Source organism: Agrococcus jejuensis (assembly GCF_007679035.1).
In the GTDB taxonomy this organism is placed as follows: domain Bacteria; phylum Actinomycetota; class Actinomycetes; order Actinomycetales; family Microbacteriaceae; genus Agrococcus; species Agrococcus jejuensis_A.
The window spans coordinates 632,441-646,599 of record NZ_VEFR01000001.1 but is presented as its reverse complement, the minus strand read 5'-3'; the positions used below and the strand labels follow the sequence as shown (position 1 = coordinate 646,599).

Sequence of the window (14,159 nt, the reverse complement as noted above, 5' to 3'; positions counted from 1 at the left end):
TGCGGACGGCGTCAGCGCGCGTCGGGATCCTGCGGCTCGTCCCGGTCGCCGAGCTCCTTCCTGAGGCCTCGGCGATACGTCGCGACGAGCACGCCGGCGACGCCGGCGAGCAGGGCGATGCCGATGCCGACGTACGCGAGCGGCGGCAGGCCGCCCTCGTCGTCGCCGTCCTCGGGGGCGCCCGAGGCGGGTGCCGAGGGCGCGGTGCTCGACGACGGCGGCTGGGAGGTCGCGGTCGGCTCGGCGGAGTCGGTGGGCTCGGCGGTCGGCTCGGTGGTGGGCTCGGCGGTCGGCGTCGCGCTCGGCGACGTCGCGCCGCACGTGGGCGCCGAGGCCATGCCGGTCACGGCCGCTGCGTCGTCGCCGGGCTCCCACGCGAAGGTCGCGACGCCCTCGATCGGGTGCCCGTCGGCCGAGACGAGCCCGTACCGCATCGTGTAGACGCCGGCCTCGCCGAGCGTCGCGGCGGTCGACAGCGTCGGGCCGGAGGCGACGGTGCAGCCGTCGCCGTAGTACAGGCCGTCCTGGTCGGTGATGAGGATGACGTTCGACGTCGAGCCCTCGACGGCGAGCACGTCCTCGTTGGCCGTCACGGTGAACGCCTCCGGCAGCGTCGTGATCGTCGCGCCGTCCTGCGGGTTCGTGTCGACGATCGAGGCGTGGGCGGGCAGCGGCAGCACGAGAGATGCGGCGGCGGCCGCGAGCGCGAGGGTCTGGATCACGGCTCCACGCTAGCCGCGCGGATGCGTCGGGTTCTCCACGCCACGCGTCACGCTGCACGTTCCTGTCAGCGCGCGACGCTAGGCTCTGTGGCACCGATGAGGAAGGAGCGGTGCCATGGCACGACTCGGAGAGAGCGGTGACCTGCTCAAGTGCTCCTTCTGCGGCAAGAGCCAGAAGCAGGTGCAGCAGCTCATCGCCGGCCCCGCCGTGTACATCTGCGACGAGTGCGTCGAGCTGTGCAACGAGATCATCGAGGAGCGTCTCGCCGAGGCGGGCGAGGCGTCGCCCGAGAGCGACATGCCGCTGCCGAAGCCGAAGGAGATCTTCGAGTTCCTCGAGGAGTACGTCGTCGGCCAGCGGCCCGCGAAGCGCTCGCTGTCGGTCGCGGTCTACAACCACTACAAGCGCGTGCAGGCCATGCAGTCGCTGTCGAGCGCCGAGGTGGCGCGCGAGCAGGTCGAGCTGCAGAAGTCCAACATCCTCATGGTCGGCCCCACGGGCTGCGGCAAGTCGTATCTCGCGTCGACGCTCGCCCGCAGGCTCGACGTGCCGTTCGCGGTCGCCGACGCGACGGCGCTCACGGAGGCGGGCTACGTCGGCGAGGACGTCGAGAACATCCTGCTGAAGCTCATCCAGGCCGCCGACTACGACGTGAAGCGCGCCGAGACCGGCATCATCTTCATCGACGAGATCGACAAGGTCGCCCGCAAGGCCGAGAACCCGTCGATCACGCGCGACGTGTCGGGCGAGGGCGTGCAGCAGGCGCTGCTGAAGATCCTCGAGGGCACGGTCGCGTCGGTGCCGCCGCAGGGCGGTCGCAAGCACCCGAACTCCGAGTTCATCCAGATCGACACGTCGAACGTGCTGTTCATCGTGGCCGGTGCGTTCGCGGGGCTCGAGGACATCATCGCCGGCCGAGCCGGCAAGCGCGGCATCGGCTTCGGTGCCGAGATCTCGTCGGCGAAGGCGGATCTCGACATCTTCAGCGAGGTGCTGCCGGAGGACCTGCACAAGTTCGGGCTCATCCCCGAGTTCATCGGTCGTCTGCCCGTCATCGCGACGGTGTCGCCGCTCGACCGGTCCGCGCTCGTCGACATCCTCAGCGTGCCGAAGAACGCGCTCGTGAAGCAGTACCAGCGCATGTTCGAGCTCGACGGCGTGCGGCTCGACTTCGAGCCGGCCGCGCTCGACGCGATCGCCGACCTCGCGGTGCTGCGCAAGACGGGTGCTCGCGGTCTGCGCGCCATCCTCGAGGACATCCTCGCGCCGGTGATGTTCGAGGTGCCGTCGCAGGAGGGCGTCGCGCGCGTCATCGTGACCGAGGAGTCGGTGACGGCGGGGGAGATGCCCGTCATGCTCACCGCCGACGACATCGAGCAGCTCTCGGCCTGACGTCCGCATCGCCGTCGCGTTCGCGTTCGGCACCTTGGTGAGGATAGCCTTACCTCTCGTGACCGATGCGCAGCGCCTCTCCGCGACCGATCTTCGCCTCGCCTACGGCAGGCAGGACGTCGTGCACGACGCCTCCATCACGCTCGAGCCGGGTCGGGTGACCGTGCTCGTCGGGCCCAACGGCAGTGGCAAGTCGACCCTGCTGCGCGGCCTCACGAGCCTGCACCGTCCGTCGGACGGCGCGATCCTCTACGGCGACGGCATCATGGCCGCCGACCTCAGCGAGCGCCAGCTGGCGCAGCGCGTCGCGATGCTCTCGCAGTCGCGCCCGACGCCCTCGGGCGTCACGGTGCGCGAGGTCGTCGAGTACGGTCGCTTCCCGCACCGCGGCCGCATGCGCCGCCGCGACCCCGAGGGGCCGGGGATCGTCGACCGCGCGCTCGCCGCGACGGGCGTCGCCGAGCTCGCCGACCGTCCGGTCGCCGAGCTCTCGGGCGGGCAGCGCCAGCGCGTCTGGCTGGCCTCGTGCCTCGCGCAGCAGACGGGCATCGTGCTGCTCGACGAGCCGACGACGTACCTCGACCTGCGCTTCCAGGTCGAGATCCTCGACATCGTGCGCGACCTCGCCGCCGACGGCGTGGCCGTGGGCGTCGTGCTGCACGACCTCGACCAGGCCGCCGACGTCGCCGACGACGCCGTGCTGCTCGTCGACGGGCGCATCGTCGCGGCCGGCGCTCCCGCCGACGTGCTCACGGCCGAGCGGCTGAGCGCCGCCTACGGCGTCGCGATCGACGTCGTCACCGACGAGGACGGGCATCTGCACGTCCGCCCTGCGCGCCGTACGCGGCGCACCCCTGCCGCCGCCTGATCGGGCGACGACACCGACTGGGCGCGCAGACGCGCGCCCGCAGAGAGGATCCGACATGCGTCGAACCCTGGCCGTCACGGCGATCGCCGCCGCAGCCGCCATCGCGCTCGCAGGCTGCGGCACGACCGAGGCACCCGAGGAGGAGGGCGCCGCATCGGGCGACTCGATCACGGTGACCGACGCCCGCGGCGTCGAGGTCACGATCGAGGGCCCCGTCGAGTCCGTCGTGGCGCTCGAGTGGGTCGCGGTCGAGCACGTGCAGACCGTCGGCCTCGAGCTCGCCGGCGTCGCCGACGTCGACGGCTACGAGGACTGGTCGGGCACGGGCGCACCGCTCGAGGGCGACCCGGTCGACGTCGGCACGCGCGGCGAGTCGAGCGTGGATGCCGTCGCCGAGATCGCCCCCGACCTCATCATCGGCGTCGCGGGCGGCACCGACGAGCAGGTCGAGCAGATGGAGGCGATCGCGCCCGTCGTGATCCTGCAGGCGGCCGACGCGTCGGCGCCGCTCGACACCATGCTGGCCGACCTGCGTCTCGTGGGCGAGGCGACGGGACACGAGGACGAGGCCGAGGCCGCGATCGACGAGTTCGAGACGCACCTCGACGAGCTGACCTCGACCGTCGAGGAGGCCGGTCTCGCCGGCACGCCCATCGCGCACCTCGACGGCTACGAGAACGGCGGTCAGGTCGAGATCCGCACCTACGAGAGCGGGTCGCTGCTCGCGGCAGCCGCGCAGCGCATCGGCTTCACGACGGCCTTCACGGGCGAGGGCGACGAGCAGTACGGCCTCGGCATCACCGACGTCGAGGGCCTCACCGACCTGCCCGACGACGCTCGCCTCGTCTACATGACCGTCGGCGACGACGACGTCTTCGACGGCGCGCTGCAGTCGAACGCCATCTACACGGGCCTCGCTGCCGTGCAGGAGGGCCACGTGACGCGTCTGCCCGACGGCATCTGGCTGTTCGGCGGCGTGCACTCGGTGTCGACCTACCTCGACGAGCTCGTCGCGGCCGTCCAGGCATGACCGTGGCGACCGCGAGCACGACGGCGCCGCCGGCGACGCCATCGCGTCGTCTCGGCGCGGGCGTCGTCGTGCTCGCGGTCGCCCTCGTCGCGCTCATCGCGCCGCTGTCGATCTGGCACCTGTCGCAGGGCACGACCTCCCTCGGGTTCGCCGACGTCGTCGCGTGGGCGCTCGGCGACGCCCGCTACGACGCGATCCTGCAGGACGGACGCGTGCCGCGCCTCGCGGCGGCCCTCGTCGTCGGCATCGCCCTCGGCGTCGCCGGGTACGCGATGCAGTCGCTCGTGCGCAACCCGCTCGCGTCGCCCGACACCCTCGCGGTGAACGCCGGCGCGGCCGCGGCCCTCGGCCTCACCGCGGCGTTCGGCATCACGCTGCCCTTCCTCGGGGGTGCCGCGCTCGCCTTCGTCGGCGGCATCGCCGCCGCGGCGATCGTCGTCGCGATCGGTCGCGGCAAGGGCCAGAGCACGCGGATGATCCTCGTCGGCACCGCCCTCGCGCTCGCGCTGCAGAGCGTCGTGACCGTCACGATCCTGCTCGCCGAGCAGCAGACGCGCGGCCTGTTCGCGTGGGGCGTCGGGCAGCTGTCGCAGAACGGCATCGGCACGGTCGTGCAGGCGCTGCCGATCGTCGTCGGCGGCATCGTCGTGCTGCTGGTGCTCGCCAGACGCCTCGACCTGCTGGCCCTCGGCGAGGACACCGCCTCGCTGCTGGGCGTCGGCGTGCGATCGCTGCGCCTCACGACGCTCGTCGCCTCCGTGCTGCTGGCGGCGAGCGCCGTCGCCATCGCCGGCCCCATCGGCTTCGTCGGCCTCGCAGCCCCCGCGGCGATCCGTCTCGCGGGCTCCCGCATCGCCGGTCTGCACCGCCACATCCTCGCCCTGCCCATCGCGGGACTCGCGGGTGCTGCGCTCGTGCTCGTCGCCGACGTGCTGCTGCGCGCCGTGCTGCAGGGCCGCGCGTCGCTCGACGTGCCGACGGGCGTCGTCACGAGCATCGTCGGCGCCGTCTTCCTCGTCGTGCTCGCCCGCACGCTGCCCGGCGCGAACCAGGCCGAGCCGATGTCGGCGCTCGGCGAGCGCGCGACCTTCCGTCGGGCGTGGATCCCCATCGGCATCGCGGCCGTCGCGCTGCTCGCGCTCGTCGTCACGGGGCTGCTCGTCGGCGGCCGGCCGATGCTGCTCGGCGACGTCCTCAACTGGCTGCAGGGGCAGGCGGGCAGGCAGGTGTCGATCGCGCTCGACGCCGGCGCGCCGCGCGTCGTCGCCGGCGTGCTCGCGGGCGCGGCGCTCGCGCTCGCAGGGTCGCTCGTGCAGACCGTCGCCCGCAACCCGCTCGCCGACCCGTACCTGCTCGGCGTCGCCAACGGGGCGGGCTTCGGCGCCATCACGGTCATCACGCTCTCGTCGGCGGCGTCGGGCTGGCTCATCGCCGGCGGCGCGCTCGCGGGCGGGCTCGTCGCGGCCGGCATCGTGCTCGCCGTCGTCGGCTGGCGCATGCTCGGCACGTTGCGGCTCGTGCTCACGGGCATCGGCGTGAGCGCTGCGTTCGGCGCGCTCACGAGCATGCTCATCACGACGACCGACCCGTGGAACGCGGCGAAGGCCATCACGTGGCTCGGCGGCAGCACCTACGGCCGCGGGTTCGAGGACTCGCTGCCCGTGCTCGGCGCGCTCGTCGTCTGCGGCGTCGTCGCGTGGGGCATGCGCCACGACCTCGACCTCGTCCAGCTCGACCAGGACACCCCGCGACTGCTGGGCGTGCGCCTGTCCCACATCCAGCTGCTCGCGCTCGTGCTCGCGGTGCTGCTCACGGGCACCGCCGTCGCGGCCGTCGGCGTCGTGGCCTTCGTCGGCCTCATCGCGCCGCACGCCGCCCGCGCGCTCGTCGGCTCGGCGCACCACCGCTTCGTGCCGCTCGCGATCCTCCTGGGCGCGACGCTCGTGGGCGTCGCCGACCTCCTGGGCCGCCGCCTCATCTACCCCGAGCAGCTGCCGGCCGGCATCATGACGTCGCTCGTCGGCGTGCCGTACTTCATCCTGCTCGTGCTGCAGTCGCGGCGCCGCGCCCAATAGGGGCGCGCACGCCGCGACCGCTGCGGATCACTCCAGGCCGCGGCGAGCGAGCAGCGGCGCGAGCTCTGCATCGCGACCGCGGAAGTCGCGGTACGCCTCGAGCGGGTCCTTCGAGCCGCCGACGCCGAGCAGCCGCTCGCGGAAGCGCTGGCCCGACTCGCGCGTCGCGCCGTGCTCCTGGAACCACTGCACGGTGTCGGCGTCGAGCACCTCCGACCAGATGTACGAGTAGTAGGCCGCCGAGTAGCCGCCCGAGAACACGTGCTGGAAGTAGCCGGACGAGTAGCGCGTCGGCACGGTGTCGAGCAGCAGGCCGACGCGCTCGAGCGCTGCGCGCTCGAACGCCGCGACGTCGTCGACGGTCTCGCCGGGCGCGAGCGTGTGCCATGCCTGGTCGAGCAGTGCCGCGGCGAGGTACTCGCTCGTCCCGTGCCCCTGGTCGAAGGTCTCGGTCGCGCGGATGCGCTCGAGCACGTCGGCGGGGATGGGCTCGCCCGTCTCGACGTGGCGTGCGTACTGCTCCACGATGCCGGGCCACAGCATCCACATCTCGTTCACCTGGCTCGGGAACTCGACGAAGTCCCGCGGCACGTTCGTGCCGGCGACGCTCGGGTACCCGACGATCGCGAAGAGCCCGTGGAGCGCGTGGCCGAACTCGTGGAAGAGCGTGTTCGTCTCGTCGAACGTGAGCAGCGTGGGGGAGCCGGCGGGCGGCTTGGGCACGTTGAGGTTGTTCATGACGACCGTCGGCTGGTCGAGCAGACGGTTCTGCGAGATGAGCGGGTTCATCCACGCGCCGCCGCGCTTCGAGTCGCGCGTGTAGAGGTCGAGCAGGTACAGGCCGACCTCGCTGCCGTCGGCGTCGTGCACCTCGAAGACGCGCACGTCGGGGTGGTAGCCGTGCAGGTCGTCGCGCTCCGAGAACGTGACGCCGTAGATCTGCGTCGCGGCGGCGAAGACGCCGTCCCGCAGCACGCGCTCCGCGGGGAAGTACGGCTTGAGCGCCTGCGTGTCGACGTCGTAGCGCGCCGTGCGCAGCCGCTCGGTCCAGAACGCCCAGTCCCACGACGCGAGCGCGTAGTCCTCGCCGGCCTCGTCGACGAGCGCCTGCAGGTCGGCGGCCTCGGCCCGCGCGTTGCGTGCCGCAGCGGGTGCGAGGCGCGAGAGCATGGCGTCGACCGCCTCCGGCGTCTTCGCCGTCGCATCCGCCGTCACGACGTGCGCATGCGTCGGGAAGCCCAGCAGCGCGGCGCGCTCGGCGCGCAGCGCGACGATCTCGAGGATGACGGCGCGGTTGTCGTGCGGGTTGCCCCGCGTGCCGCGCGCGAGCGACGCCTCCATCACCCGCTGGCGCAGCGCACGGTTCGTGAGCTGCGAGAGCCACGGGTGCCCCGAGAAGAGGGGCAGCGTGATGAGATGCTTGCCCTCGAGCCCTCGATCGGCTGCTGCCTGCGCTGCCGACGCGATGTCGCCTGCCGAGAGCCCGTCGAGCTCCTCCGCCGTGTCGACGACGACGGCGAGGTCGTTGGTGTCGGCCTGCAGCTGCTGGTCGAAGGTCGTCGTGAGCGTCGCGAGCCGCTGGTTCAGCTCCTTGAGCCGGGTCGTGCTCGCCTCGTCGAGCGCCGCGCCCGCGAGCCTCATGCGCAGGTGCCACTGCTCGACGACCCACGCCTGCTCGGGCATCCACGACGCGTCCGGGTGCTCGTGCAGGTGCGCGATCCGCGCGTACAACGCAGGGTCGAGCTCGATCGCATCGGCGTGCGCGGCCCAGCGCGGCGCGATCTCCGCCTCGAGCTCGTCGAGGAACGGCGTGGTGTCCGACGACGACAGCGCGAAGAACACGTGGCCGACGCGGCCGAGGATGCCCCCGGATGCCTCGAGCGGCGCGATCGTGTCGTCGAACGTCGGCGTGCCCTCCTGCGCCGTGATGGCCGCGATCTCCTCGAGCTGCTGCGCGAAGCCCGCGTCGAACGCGGGGCGGTAGTGCTCGTCGCGCACGTCGGCGAACGGCGGCAGCTGGTAGGGCAGGGTGGACGGCTCGAGGAACGGGTTCTGCATGCCGCCAGCCTAGGTGCGTCACACGGTTCGCCGGCTGGCTAGGCTCGGCTGTCGTGAGCGACGTCGTCTACTCCCACGGCCACCACGAGTCCGTCACCCGCGCGCATGCCGCGCGCACCGTCGAGAACTCCGCCGCGTACCTCGTGCCGCATCTCGAGCGCGGTCAACGCATCCTCGACGTGGGCTGCGGACCGGGCTCGATCACGATCGACCTCGCGCGTCGCGTCGGCGACGGCGAGGTCGTGGGCATCGACGCGAGCGAGCAGGTCGTCGAGCAGGCGCGAGCCCTCGCGGCGGCCTCGGGTGTGACGAACGTGCGCTTCGAGGTCGGCGACGCGTACGCGCTCGACGCGGCCGACGGCGCGTTCGACGTCGTGCATGCGCACCAGGTGCTGCAGCACCTCGGCGATCCCGTGGCGGCGCTGACCGAGTGGCGGCGCGCCTCCCGGGGCATCGTCGCGGCACGCGACGTCGTCTACTCGGCGACGGCCATCCATCCGTTCAGCGAGGGCCTGCGCGAGTGGCGCCGCATCATCGTGGCGCTGCAGGACGCGAACGGCGGCGAGGCCGACGCGGGATCGCACCTCAAGGCGTGGGCGCGCGCCGCGGGGCTCTCGGACATCGCGACCGACGTCGAGACCTGGTGCTTCGAGTCGGATCGGGCGCGCGCGTGGTGGGGCCACCAGTGGGCGGAGCGCGCGATCACGTCGAGCTTCGCGAGCGGGACCGACGACCACGGGCTCGCGACGCCTGCCGAGCGCGAGGCGATCGCCGAGGCCTGGACGGCATGGGCGGCGGATCCCGACGGCTGGATGTCGATGATCCACGGCTGGATCGTCGCGCGCGCCTGACGCTCGCCACCGCGACGGCTGGGAGCTCGACGCTCGGCGCGAACACGCCGAGGAGTCTTTGCAAAGACCTCTTTGCATCGAATAGCATGGGGGCATGCCCGTCGCCGACGATGGTCGGCGCGCATCCGTCGACCTCCCATCCCTCAAGGCCCTCGCCCACCCGCTGAGGGTCGCGCTGCTGCATGCCCTGACGACGCACGGCGCCCAGACGGCATCGTCGCTCGGTGCTCGGCTGGGGGAGTCGAGCGGATCCACGAGCTACCACCTGCGTCAGCTCGAGCGTGCCGGCTTCGTGCGCGAGGTCGAGGGTCGCGGCACGGCGCGAGAGCGCTGGTGGGAGCGCGCCGTCGGCCCCGTCGACGTGTGGACGCCCGAGCTCGCCGAGATGCAGGAGGGCCGCGCCGCGGCCGCGGCCGTGCTCGGCGCGTGGAGCGCGGAGGGCACGCGCCTGCTGCAGGAGTTCATCGACCACGGCGAGGACGAGTTCGCTCCCGAGGTCAACGACGCCGCACGCGTCGCGACGATGCACGGCCACCTGGCCGTCGACGAGCTGCACGCACTGACCCGCGACGTGGAGGCGCTCATCGTCGAGCGCCTCGCCGCGTCGCGCACGCACGAGGGCGACGAGGACGCGTTGCGCGTCCTCGTGCAGCTCCACGCCTTCCCGGTGGCCGACCGGGCAGCCCGAACATCCACGAGAGGAGCTCCATGAGCACGCACGAGCAGCCGGTGACGCGACCCATCGCGATCGTCAACGACACGTTCGTCGTCGCGCAGATCATGATGCGCCCCATGCGCTGATCCGCGTCGCGCGACGCAGCACGAAGGCCCCCGCGAGCAGCGGGGGCCTTCGTCGTGTCCGGAGGCGGATGCGTCGCGTCAGTCGCGCTCCACGAGCACGCCGTCGCCTGCGAGCGTGATGCGCGTGCCGTCGTCGCACTCGACGATCGGCGCCCCCTCGAGGTAGGTGAGCGTCCAGCCCCAGCCCGTCGTGTCGGCGCCGAGGTCGACGAGCGCCCGCTCCTCGGCGGCGATCGCCTCGCGCACGATCGGCGGCAGCGACGCGGGTGCGTCGCCGCCGACCGGCCAGCGCGATCCGATGTTCACGAAGGCGCCTCGGTCACCGCTGCGCCTGCGCGTCGCCCTCGGGCGCGAGCTCGATCGAGCGCACCTCGAGCGCGTCGCCCGCGACGAGCTCGAGCCGCTCGATGCGTCCCACGTCGGCGAGGTCGCGCGCCGCCTGCTCGAGCAGGCCCAGCTGCGTCGACGGAGCCGCGAGCACCGCGTGCGTCACGGGCGTGCGCTGGCTGGCCTTCGCGTCCGACTTCGCGCGGCGGATGCCGATGAGCGCCTCCGACACCGCGGGCAGCAGACCCGTGGTGCCCGCGCTCGTCGGCAGGTCGCTGCGCGTCGGCCAGGGTGCGACGTGGATCGAGCCCTCGTGCGTCCACGACCAGACCTCCTCGGTCGCGAACGGCAGCACCGGCGCGAGGAGACGCAGCAGCACGTCGATCGCGGAGCGAAGCGCACCGATCGCCGACGCGCGGCCGATCTCGTCGCCCTGGTACGCGCGCTGCTTCACGACCTCGAGGTAGTCGTCGCAGAACGTCCAGAAGAACGTCTCGGTGAGCTCGAGCGCCCGCGCGTGGTCGTACCGCTCGAGCGCCGCGGTCGCCTGGTCGATGACCTGGCCGAGCTCCGCGAGCATGTCGATGTCGATCGGGTTCGCGATCTCGCCCGGCTCGCCCTCCATCTGGTAGACGAAGCGCGCCGCGTTGAGCACCTTCATCGCCAGGCGACGACCGATCTTGATCATCTTCGGGTTCTGCGGGTCGAGCGTGGCGTCCACGCCGAGCCGGGACGACAGCGCCCAGTAGCGCACGCCGTCGGCGCCGTGCTCCTCGAGCATGCCGAGCGGCGTGACGACGTTGCCCTTCGACTTCGACATCTTCTTGCGGTCGGGGTCGAGGATCCAGCCCGAGATCGCCGTGTGGCGCCACGGTGCCTTGCCGCCCTCGAAGAGCGCGCGCAGCGCCGTCGAGAACAGCCACGTGCGGATGATGTCCTGGCCCTGCGGACGCAGGTCGAACGGCGCCACGAGATCCCAGAGCTCGTCGTCGACGCCGCCCCAGCCGCCCGCGAGCTGCGGCGTGAGCGACGACGTCGCCCACGTGTCCATGATGTCCACCTCGCCGACGAAGCCGCCTGCGGCGCCGCGCTGCGAGGCCTCGAAGCCGTCGGGCACGTCGGTCGACGGGTCGACCGGCAGCTGCGACGGGTTCGGCAGCAGCACGTCGTCGAAGCGCGTCTCGCCGTCCTCGCCCACGCGGTACCAGACGGGGATCGGCACGCCGAAGAAGCGCTGCCGCGAGATGAGCCAGTCGCCCGCGAGGCCCTGCACCCAGTTCTCGTAGCGCACGCGCATGTGGTCGGGGTGCCACTCGATGCCGCGGCCGAGCTCGAGCAGCCGCTCGCGCAGCTCGGCGTCGCGGCCGCCGTTGCGCACGTACCACTGGCGGGTCGTGACGATCTCGAGCGGCTTGTCGCCCTTCTCGTAGAACTTCACCGGGTGCGTGATGCGGCGCGGCTCGCCGACGGTGCGCTCGGCGGCCGCGAGGGCGGCGACGAGCGCCTCCTTGGCGCTGAAGACCGTCTTGCCTGCGAGCTCGGCGTAGAGCGCCGTGCCCTCGGGCGACGTGATCGCGGCGGGTGCGTCCGGGAGGAAGCGGCCGTCGAAGCCGATGACGGGTCGCGCGGGCAGGTCGAGCTCGCGCCACCAGATCACGTCGGTCATGTCGCCGAACGTGCAGACCATCGCCACGCCCGTGCCCTTGTCGGGCTGCGCGAGGTGGTGCGCCAGGAAGGGCACCTCGACGTCGAACACCGGCGTGCGCACCGTGGAGCCGAAGAGGTGCTGGTAGCGCTCGTCGTCGGGGTGGGCCACGACGGCGACGCACGCGGGCAGCAGCTCGGGACGCGTCGTGTCGATGCGCAGGTCGCCGTCGCCGCTCGTGAACAGCAGCGTGTGGAAGGTGCCGGGCTGCTCGCGGTCCTCGAGCTCCGCCTGCGCGACGGCGGAGCGGAACGTCACGTCCCACAGCGTCGGGGCGTCGGACTGGTAGGCCTCGCCGCGCTCGAGGTTGCGCAGGAAGGCGCGCTGGCTCGTCGCGCGCGCGTGGCTCGAGATGGTGCGGTACGTCTGCGACCAGTCGACCGAGAGGCCGAGCGTGCGCCACAGCTCCTCGAACTTGCGCTCGTCCTCCTCCGTGAGGCGCTCGCACAGCTCGATGAAGTTCTGGCGCGACACGGGCTGCTGCTGCGCCTTCGCGGGCGCATCGCCGTCGAAGGGCGGCGTGTAGTCGGCGTCGTAAGGCAGCGAGGGATCGACGCGCACGCCGTAGTAGTTCTGGACGCGGCGCTCGGTGGGCAGGCCGTTGTCGTCCCAGCCCATCGGGTAGAAGACCGTGCGGCCGCGCATGCGCTGGAAGCGGGCGATGACGTCGGTGTGCGAGTACGAGAAGACGTGCCCGACGTGGAGCGATCCGGAGGCGGTCGGCGGCGGCGTGTCGATCGAGTAGATCGTGTCGCGGCTCTGCCCCGTGCGGTCGAACCGGTACGTGCCCTCCTGCTCCCAGTGGGCGTCCCACTTCGTCTCGAGTCCCTCGAGGGCGGGCTTCTCCGGCATGGCGCTCATGGCGTCCCCTTCTCGCTCTGCGCGGCATCGTGTCCGTGGATGCCTGGTTGTGCGCTCGAGTCTATCGATCCGTGATGGATCCTGAGGACCCGGTCACGGTGCGTCGTCGCTCGCGGGCGGGTCGGGATAGCGCCGCTCGCGGCTGGGCTTGACCACGAGGATGAACGCGAACGCGAGGGTGCCGATCGACGCCATGAGCAGGATGTCGCGGACGAGCATGAGCTCCATGGTCATGCCGACGAGGCCGAGCACGGCGGCGACGGCGACGAGGATCCAGGTGGCGCGGGGGATGCGGCGCAGCATGCTGACGAGCGTAGCCAGCGCACGGGCGCTCCGGGTGCCGTCAGGGTGCGAGCGGCAGCGCGAGCACCGCGCGACCCGCGGCGACGTCGCCCGACCAGCGCAGGCGGTCGTCGTCGGCAGGGATGCGGTGCCACAGCGCGAGCGCGAGCGCCTCGGCATCGCCCTCGACCGTCGCCGCCGCCTCGCGGCCGAGCAGCCAGGCTCCGCGGTCGGCGACGAGGGCCAAGCCGGTCGCGGGCTCTGCGACGCGACCGAGCCGCAGCTGTCGGGGCCACATCGTGCCGACGACCTCGTCGATGCCGTCGGCGGCGAGCGCTGCGTCGAGCGCGCCGGGCTCGCCGAGCGCCGCGGCGGCATCCCACGCGTGGATCGCATGCTCGTGGGCCTGCCTGCGGATCCAGAACCCCACGGTGCGCGGCGGCGCGATCGTCCACGCGGCCGTCGCGGCGTCGACCGCGAGGGCCTCGAGCAGCGCCTGCGACGACTCGGCGAGCCATGCGGCGAGTCCGGCGTCGTCGGGCAGGCGCGGAGCGGGCGCGTCGCCGTCGCCGCGCGCGAGCGCGTGCAGCACCCATCGCTCGACCGCGCCGACGTGCGCGACGAGCTCGCGCAGCGACCAGCCGGGGCACGAGGGCACGGGCGCGTCCCAGGCGCCGGCGTCGTCGGCCCGGCGCGCGAGCGCCACCATCGCGCGGACCTCGCGGGCGAGGTGGATGCGCAGGTCGGTCGTGTCGAGGGTCATCGTGCCGCCCAGCGTACGAGCGCGCGGTCCACGGCGGCACGGACGCGCGGCACGGGATCGTCGCGCAGGGCCTCGACCGCCGGCAGCGCCTCGTCGACGCCGCGGGCGACCGCGACCGCGACGGCCATGGCCCGCACGCGCCCGTGGTCGTCGCCGAGCGCGAGCAGCACGGTGGCGTCGGCGCCGTCGCCCCACGCGTACCGCAGGCCGCGCACGCCCCACTCGCGGCGCCAGTGGTCGGGCCAGTCCTCGGCGCCGCCGAGGAACGCGAGCGGATGCCGCGAGTCGGCGCCGCGCACGAGCTCGCCGCACCACGCGACGACCGCCTGCTCGCCGAGCGCGCGCACGGCGGCGGCCACGGCATCGCGCGGATGCGCGTCGGGCGGCGGGATGGTCACGATCCGCATCGTGCCATCCGCCGCC

The 14,159-nt window shown here is 72.9% G+C and carries 13 protein-coding genes; 6 read left to right on the top strand and 7 right to left on the bottom strand.

Annotation, left to right across the window (positions count from 1 at the left end; genetic code table 11):
* Positions 1 to 11 precede the first annotated feature (11 nt).
* Positions 12 to 722 carry a copper resistance CopC family protein gene (locus FS793_RS03055; protein WP_144718377.1) on the bottom strand — a complete coding sequence of 237 codons (711 nt, stop codon included), beginning with the start codon at positions 720 to 722 and terminating at the stop codon, positions 12 to 14.
* Between the two features lie 115 nt (positions 723 to 837).
* Between FS793_RS03055 and clpX the strand changes: the two genes are divergently transcribed.
* The 4 genes from clpX to FS793_RS03035 are packed head-to-tail and all read left to right on the top strand — an operon-like array spanning position 838 to position 6,088.
* Positions 838 to 2,115, top strand: a complete 1,278-nt coding sequence (clpX, locus tag FS793_RS03050) for an ATP-dependent Clp protease ATP-binding subunit ClpX (protein ID WP_144718375.1) — start codon at positions 838 to 840, stop codon at positions 2,113 to 2,115.
* A gap of 58 nt (positions 2,116 to 2,173) precedes the next feature.
* Positions 2,174 to 2,983: an ABC transporter ATP-binding protein gene (locus FS793_RS03045; protein WP_313959359.1), complete on the top strand. Its 810-nt coding sequence runs from the start codon at positions 2,174 to 2,176 to the stop codon at positions 2,981 to 2,983.
* Positions 2,984 to 3,038: 55 nt separating this feature from the next.
* Positions 3,039 to 4,013 (top strand): ABC transporter substrate-binding protein, encoded by a 975-nt coding sequence (locus FS793_RS03040; protein WP_144718373.1) that lies wholly within the window; start codon positions 3,039 to 3,041, stop codon positions 4,011 to 4,013.
* Entirely contained in the window at positions 4,010 to 6,088 is a 2,079-nt protein-coding gene (locus tag FS793_RS03035; RefSeq protein WP_144718371.1) for an iron ABC transporter permease, read from the top strand. Before FS793_RS03040 ends, FS793_RS03035 begins: the two co-directional genes overlap by 4 nt.
* Before the next feature lie 27 nt (positions 6,089 to 6,115).
* Here the strand turns inward: FS793_RS03035 and FS793_RS03030 are convergent, their stop codons facing one another.
* Positions 6,116 to 8,146: a M3 family metallopeptidase gene (locus FS793_RS03030; RefSeq protein WP_144718369.1), complete on the bottom strand. Its 2,031-nt coding sequence runs from the start codon at positions 8,144 to 8,146 to the stop codon at positions 6,116 to 6,118.
* A gap of 53 nt (positions 8,147 to 8,199) precedes the next feature.
* Between FS793_RS03030 and FS793_RS03025 the strand changes: the two genes are divergently transcribed.
* Positions 8,200 to 8,997, top strand: a complete 798-nt coding sequence (locus tag FS793_RS03025) for a methyltransferase domain-containing protein (RefSeq protein ID WP_144718367.1) — start codon at positions 8,200 to 8,202, stop codon at positions 8,995 to 8,997.
* Positions 8,998 to 9,091: 94 nt separating this feature from the next.
* The gene (locus FS793_RS03020) at positions 9,092 to 9,709 is read left to right on the top strand and encodes an ArsR/SmtB family transcription factor (RefSeq protein WP_144718365.1); all 618 of its coding nucleotides are present in this window, start codon (positions 9,092 to 9,094) and stop codon (positions 9,707 to 9,709) included.
* Positions 9,710 to 9,876: 167 nt separating this feature from the next.
* Here FS793_RS03020 and FS793_RS03015 read toward each other — a convergent pair whose 3' ends face one another.
* The 5 genes from FS793_RS03015 to FS793_RS16080 all read right to left on the bottom strand — a co-directional run bounded on the left by FS793_RS03015 (position 9,877) and on the right by FS793_RS16080 (position 14,134).
* Positions 9,877 to 10,104 carry a hypothetical protein gene (locus tag FS793_RS03015; RefSeq protein ID WP_144718363.1) on the bottom strand — a complete coding sequence of 76 codons (228 nt, stop codon included), beginning with the start codon at positions 10,102 to 10,104 and terminating at the stop codon, positions 9,877 to 9,879.
* 13 nt (positions 10,105 to 10,117) lie between these two features.
* Positions 10,118 to 12,691: a valine--tRNA ligase gene (gene valS / locus FS793_RS03010; RefSeq protein WP_144718361.1), complete on the bottom strand. Its 2,574-nt coding sequence runs from the start codon at positions 12,689 to 12,691 to the stop codon at positions 10,118 to 10,120.
* 93 nt (positions 12,692 to 12,784) lie between these two features.
* Complete coding sequence (locus FS793_RS03005) at positions 12,785 to 12,994, bottom strand: hypothetical protein (RefSeq protein WP_144718359.1); 210 nt, start codon at positions 12,992 to 12,994, stop codon at positions 12,785 to 12,787.
* A 40-nt stretch (positions 12,995 to 13,034) separates the two neighbouring features.
* Positions 13,035 to 13,736, bottom strand: coding sequence for a maleylpyruvate isomerase family mycothiol-dependent enzyme (locus FS793_RS16085; RefSeq protein ID WP_186329295.1), 702 nt, complete (start codon positions 13,734 to 13,736; stop codon positions 13,035 to 13,037).
* Positions 13,733 to 14,134, bottom strand: a complete 402-nt coding sequence (locus FS793_RS16080; RefSeq protein WP_186329294.1) for a hypothetical protein — start codon at positions 14,132 to 14,134, stop codon at positions 13,733 to 13,735. The genes FS793_RS16085 and FS793_RS16080 overlap by 4 nt, the downstream gene beginning before the upstream one ends.
* Positions 14,135 to 14,159: the final 25 nt, after the last annotated feature.

Coding starts and splice junctions, on each gene's coding strand:
- valS (WP_144718361.1), bottom strand. CDS start 12,691: ATGAGCGCCATGCCGGAGAAGCCCGCCCTCGAGGGACTCGAGACGAAG.
- FS793_RS03035 (WP_144718371.1), top strand. CDS start 4,010: ATGACCGTGGCGACCGCGAGCACGACGGCGCCGCCGGCGACGCCATCG.
- FS793_RS03030 (WP_144718369.1), bottom strand. CDS start 8,146: ATGCAGAACCCGTTCCTCGAGCCGTCCACCCTGCCCTACCAGCTGCCG.
- FS793_RS03005 (WP_144718359.1), bottom strand. CDS start 12,994: ATGCTGCGCCGCATCCCCCGCGCCACCTGGATCCTCGTCGCCGTCGCC.
- clpX (WP_144718375.1), top strand. CDS start 838: ATGGCACGACTCGGAGAGAGCGGTGACCTGCTCAAGTGCTCCTTCTGC.
- FS793_RS16085 (WP_186329295.1), bottom strand. CDS start 13,736: ATGACCCTCGACACGACCGACCTGCGCATCCACCTCGCCCGCGAGGTC.
- FS793_RS03040 (WP_144718373.1), top strand. CDS start 3,039: ATGCGTCGAACCCTGGCCGTCACGGCGATCGCCGCCGCAGCCGCCATC.
- FS793_RS03020 (WP_144718365.1), top strand. CDS start 9,092: ATGCCCGTCGCCGACGATGGTCGGCGCGCATCCGTCGACCTCCCATCC.